The sequence below is a fragment of the Citricoccus sp. genome (assembly GCF_035445025.1).
Lineage (GTDB): Bacteria > Actinomycetota > Actinomycetes > Actinomycetales > Micrococcaceae > Citricoccus.
Genome location: NZ_DAOMPX010000107.1, coordinates 1 through 4,488 on the forward strand (window position 1 = coordinate 1; position 4,488 = coordinate 4,488).

4 protein-coding genes are annotated in these 4,488 nt (G+C 66.4%); 1 reads left to right on the forward strand and 3 read right to left on the reverse strand.

Annotated elements, in window-relative coordinates; all coding sequences use genetic code 11:
* Positions 1-543 precede the first annotated feature (543 nt).
* Together PLJ28_RS14975 and PLJ28_RS14980 are read right to left on the reverse strand one after the other, a co-directional pair.
* Positions 544-987, reverse strand: coding sequence for a restriction endonuclease (locus PLJ28_RS14975; protein WP_183529458.1), 444 nt, complete (start codon positions 985-987; stop codon positions 544-546).
* Between the two features lie 363 nt (positions 988-1,350).
* Positions 1,351-1,923 carry a recombinase family protein gene (locus PLJ28_RS14980; protein ID WP_183528890.1) on the reverse strand — a complete coding sequence of 191 codons (573 nt, stop codon included), beginning with the start codon at positions 1,921-1,923 and terminating at the stop codon, positions 1,351-1,353.
* A 238-nt stretch (positions 1,924-2,161) separates the two neighbouring features.
* Here PLJ28_RS14980 and PLJ28_RS14985 point away from each other — a divergent pair, with 238 nt between their 5' ends.
* A complete protein-coding gene (locus tag PLJ28_RS14985) occupies positions 2,162-3,223 on the forward strand; it encodes a hypothetical protein (RefSeq protein ID WP_298044576.1) in 1,062 nt (353 codons plus the stop codon).
* 76 nt (positions 3,224-3,299) lie between these two features.
* Here the strand turns inward: PLJ28_RS14985 and PLJ28_RS14990 are convergent, their stop codons facing one another.
* Positions 3,300-4,160 carry an SDR family oxidoreductase gene (locus PLJ28_RS14990; RefSeq protein ID WP_298044578.1) on the reverse strand — a complete coding sequence of 287 codons (861 nt, stop codon included), beginning with the start codon at positions 4,158-4,160 and terminating at the stop codon, positions 3,300-3,302.
* Between the last annotated feature and the right edge of the window lie 328 nt (positions 4,161-4,488).

Genomic DNA, 4,488 nt, shown 5'->3' on the forward strand with positions numbered 1-4,488 from the left:
CCAGGGCCCCGCACCCGGAAGGGCCACCAGCACTTTCCCAACACTTACTTAGAGTCGCCTCAGGTGGCAACATCCCCAACATCTTGGGGCTTGAGTACTGGTGTCATGGCAGCCCGGGCGTCCGGGGCCACGGGAGCGTACTCGGCCCGGGGATCGGGATCGAAAGCTAGGTCCGAGAAGCTTTTTCGTGAGGTCCCGATGAACGGGGCCTCGCGAACCCAGCCAGCAGGCGTGAGAGGCCGTGGCGGTCGTCCAGGCGGAGGAGTTCGTCCGGCATCTGCTCCGGATCCGTGAACATCCGCAGGTCGTAGTCGCCGATCTGAGGAGGGTTGCTCGCGGGTGCATGATTGAGCACGATCGGTCAGCTAGGCCTGTGGAATTTCGCCACTTGTCTCTGCGATTCACGCCAGAAGGGCGTGGACCCGAAGTGCGCCTGCCGCGACGACAGGGGTGATGACGGGGGCGTCTGCGAGAAGCAACTGATGGGACGCCTCGAGCAGAAAGACCCCGGCCGGGTCCGTTCCGGTCGGGGTCTTCATCGCTTCAGCTGATGGCGTCCTCGTCGAGCACCCACGCCTGGGTGAGTGGAATCCTGCGCTTTGTCTCCAGTGGCAGGTCATCGTAGGCGTAGAACAGTTCGGCCATCAGGGTGGCCCCGTCCCATATCCGGAACTTCGAGTCGCTGCGAATCTGCTGCTTGGCCGGCCCGTTCACTCCACCCCGGGCCACCAGCAGTGCCTGGTCGGCCTTGTGCCACTCCCACGCGGAGTGCAGGACCCGCACCACCTTGGTGTCCACCGGCCCGGCCTGGGACTTGACCTTCACGACCACGATGGGAGCGCCCATGCCCAGCGGGCCCTTCCCGGCGAGGATGTCCACCCCACCGTTCGGGCCGGGCGGGGAGACCTGACAGACAAACCCGTGGGCTTCGAGGATCTCGGATACCAGCCAGGTCAGGTCGTGCTCCTGGCGAACTGTCAGTTTCAGAGCCCGACGGCACTCCCAGGCCGGTAATTTTGCGGGTAGTGCCGTCGACTTCTGAACCCTGTCTGCTCAATAGTCCTATGCACGAACCATGCTCGTGCTCAGGAGTCCTGTTCTCAAAAGGGAGGCGGAAGTGTGGATTTGACCGCTAAATGGCCGTCTTCTTTGCTCGCTTGGCAGCGGTGCCGTCCCTGGGCGTAGGGGTGATCGTTAAGAAAGCCCCCAGCGGACACGCCCTCGGTTGACGTGGATCGGCGTCGGCACCCCTCGGCCAGCGTCCCGTAGGCCGGTCTGGTGGTCCGTCCTAATGGCGGGGTGCCATATGGATGCCCTTGGATGGCCGTTGCGGAGTGCAGGGCTCCTCGTTTAAGGCTTGGACAGGTGCCGGTAGATGGTGGGGCGGGTGACGCCGAATTCGCGGGCGATCTGCTCGACGGTGTGGGCGCGTTTGCCCTCGGCGTCCTTTTCCTCATACATTTCGCGGGCGAGTTTGACCTGGCGTGGGCCGAGTTTGGGTTTCTGCCCGCCGGTTCGCCCGCGTGCGCGGGCAGCGGCGAGTCCGTCGCGGGTGCGTTCAGACATCAGGGCGTGTTCGAACTCGGCGATTGCGCCGATGATCTGGAAGAACATTCGCCCCAGGGCGGTGGAGGTGTCGATGCCCTGGTCCAGGACCACCAGGTCCACACCACGGTCTTGCAGTGTTTTGGACAACTCGATGAGGTTCTCCAGGGATCGTCCGAGCCGGTCCAGCTTGGTGACCACGAGTTGGTCCCCGGGCCGGTTGGCCGAGAGCAGTGCCTTGTCGAGTTCTGGTCGGCGGGCGAGCGTGCCCGAGGCGGTGTCGAGGAACACCTGTTCGCACCCTGCCGCGATCAGGGCGTCGTACTGGGCCTCGGGGTGCTGGTCGCGGGTGGAGACCCGCCCATATCCGATTCGCATCCCTACAACGTATCAGCACGGGGGTGCGCGTTACATTGCCGCGTACACGGCAATCGTTACACAGTGAGTCGGCGGGTCATGCGACTTTTTAGTGGACGTCAGGAACGTGTCGCGAACGATCGTTTCCGACACGCTGGCTCTCGAGGCGGACTCGACCCTCGTGGAAGGTTGTGCCGCTGTGCGGTCGGTGGGGGTGCCGTTCTGAGTGAAGCCCGATGGCCGGTGCGAGGATGGCCGCATGGAAGACAGAGTGGAGGAGTTGCTGGCGGGCCCGCGCGGTCGGCGCCTGTGCCTGGAACTGGCGAAGACGCTCAGCCCGCAGGTCGCCGAGCTGGTGTTCTGGCTCGGATTTGAGTTGGATCCGGGCCAGGGCACCTCCCGGGTCCTGCTGACCGCCGACGGCGGTGCCCCCGCCGCTGGATCACGTCCTGCGGTCTCGACCGAGCAGCTGGCCGGAGTCCTGACCGGCATGGACCTGTCGGGCATCACGGAGGAACAGATCCAGGCGGGCCTGGCCGACGCGGTCGCATTCGCCATGTACTGGCAGGAGCCCGACGGTGAGGACGTGCTCACCGGCCACTCGTCCATCCACGCCGCCCTGGGGCCGGTGGCCGAACGGGTGCTGGACTCACCGCCAGCCCGGGGCTGGGGGATGCCGCGGCCAACGGTGCAGTGGATGATCGACTGGCGACCGGCCGAGGACACCGCTCCGCTACCCAGGGACCCGCAGAACATCCTGGCTGCCTGGGCCCGGGAGGAACGGGCCGAGGAGGCCCGGGCTGTCGCAGAGCGACCGGAGAATCCGGAGGCGAATTACTCCGGGACCTGGTGGTCGATCCCCCTGGACCTCATCCAGAGTGTCGGGCAGATCCCGGCCGGACTGGATTTGATCGAGGACAGCTTTGGGTGGGAGGGGGCTACGGTGATCCCGGTGCGCGGTGTTGGGAGCACCTACGAGATCCGTACCCCCGAAGACTGGGTCCAGCTGTGCCGGGACCACCCCCTGGAAGTCACCGCTTCGCGCCGGCATGACTGGTATCGGGTCACCGGGCGGACCGGCCGGTGGGTGATCCCGGACTGGGAGCAGGTCGCCGGCCAGTGGGACGCGGTGCACCTGACGACGTTGGCCTACCTCGGCGGTGCCACCCGCGCACTGCCGGTTGATGCCGACACTGCCACCGTGATCGCCGGGTGGAACCCCGACACCACCCTCTGGCTCACCGACACCATCCGTGAATCGGACGAGCCTCGACAACAATGGCACCGCCAGCCCGACAACGACACCTGGACCTGCGACTGATCTCTCCCCACCCGCCACTGAAGGGGACTGCTGCAGGTGCCTCCGGTGAGCGGTATTGGACGGGTGAGACCGGCGCCTAGGGTGTGGTGTCCTTGCTGGTGTTGGGGCTGCCGGGGCTGAGCTGGGCGAAGTAGTCGTTGACTTGTGGGTCGGCCCAGCTCCAGGCGTCTTCCCCGCGCAGCACGATGTCGCTGCCGCCGTCGCAGTAGATTGTCTGGCCGGCGCAGTGAGTGTTCTGCGGGGAGGTCAACCAGATCAGCAGGTTCGCGATCGACTCGGGCGGTTGATGATAGTTCAGCGGCATCGGGACCACCGTGTCCAGGTAAGCCACGGACTCGGGTGTGGCCAGCAGCTGCGCTGTCATCGGGGTGGAGACGATGCCCGGCGCGACGGCGTTGAGCGGAATCCCCGCACCGGCCCACTCGGGCGTGATCGACTGGGCACGGACCCAGCGGGAGAGGGCCCTCTTACTCGAGGCGTAGATGAGGTTGCCGGTCTTCGGATCAGCCGCGAGCTGTTCGGCGATCCCGAGGGCGGCTTCCTCGGTGCCGGTGAGCAGCGCCTCGACGAGTTGCGGGGAGTTCGGTTGCAGGGAGGACATCGAGGAGACCACAGCCGCGCGGGGAGCCTCCGACTGCGCCAGGGTGGGGCGGAGGGCCTCCAGGAACTGGGTCGCCCCGTAGTAGTTGACGGCTGCGGTCATCGCCTGGGGCAGGGAGATCCCGGCGCAGGCGATCACCGCGTCGACGCGCCCGTGGGCGGCCTCGATCGCGGCCTGCGCCGCCGTGCGGCGCCCGGTCGGGGTGGCGAGGTCCCCAGTGACGTCGGAGTTCTTCAGGTCCACGCCCACGACGGTATCGCCGCTCTCGCGCAGCAAGGTGGCAGTGGTGGCACCGATCCCGGAACCGGCTCCGGTGATGACATAGGTCCGTGACATGGTCATCCTCTCTGGTGGTGTCCTCTCACCCTAGGGGTGCGGCACCGGGTAGTCGAAGGAAACGACCAGGCCCGAGAAGCGACGACAACTCGGTCCGATTCAGTGCCGCGCACATTGACCTTCCTGCATTCCAGGAGTGGGCGGGGGCCCGCATGCCACTGCGTTGGCTAGTACCGAAGGGCACCACTGGTTGCCAGACTGATGGTCCGGCTAGGAGGCCCGTCGTCTTGGCGCTGTCCTCCTGGGCGGCCATGGGCCTTGGGCGAGATCCTCTCCCACATCCGGGTGTGTAGCTTCTTGGCGAGGACCAGGTTGCAGCGCTTCTTAG

Coding starts and splice junctions, on each gene's coding strand:
- PLJ28_RS14980 (WP_183528890.1), bottom strand. CDS start 1,923: ATGCGAATCGGATATGGGCGGGTCTCCACCCGCGACCAGCACCCCGAG.
- PLJ28_RS14985 (WP_298044576.1), top strand. CDS start 2,162: ATGGAAGACAGAGTGGAGGAGTTGCTGGCGGGCCCGCGCGGTCGGCGC.
- PLJ28_RS14990 (WP_298044578.1), bottom strand. CDS start 4,160: ATGTCACGGACCTATGTCATCACCGGAGCCGGTTCCGGGATCGGTGCC.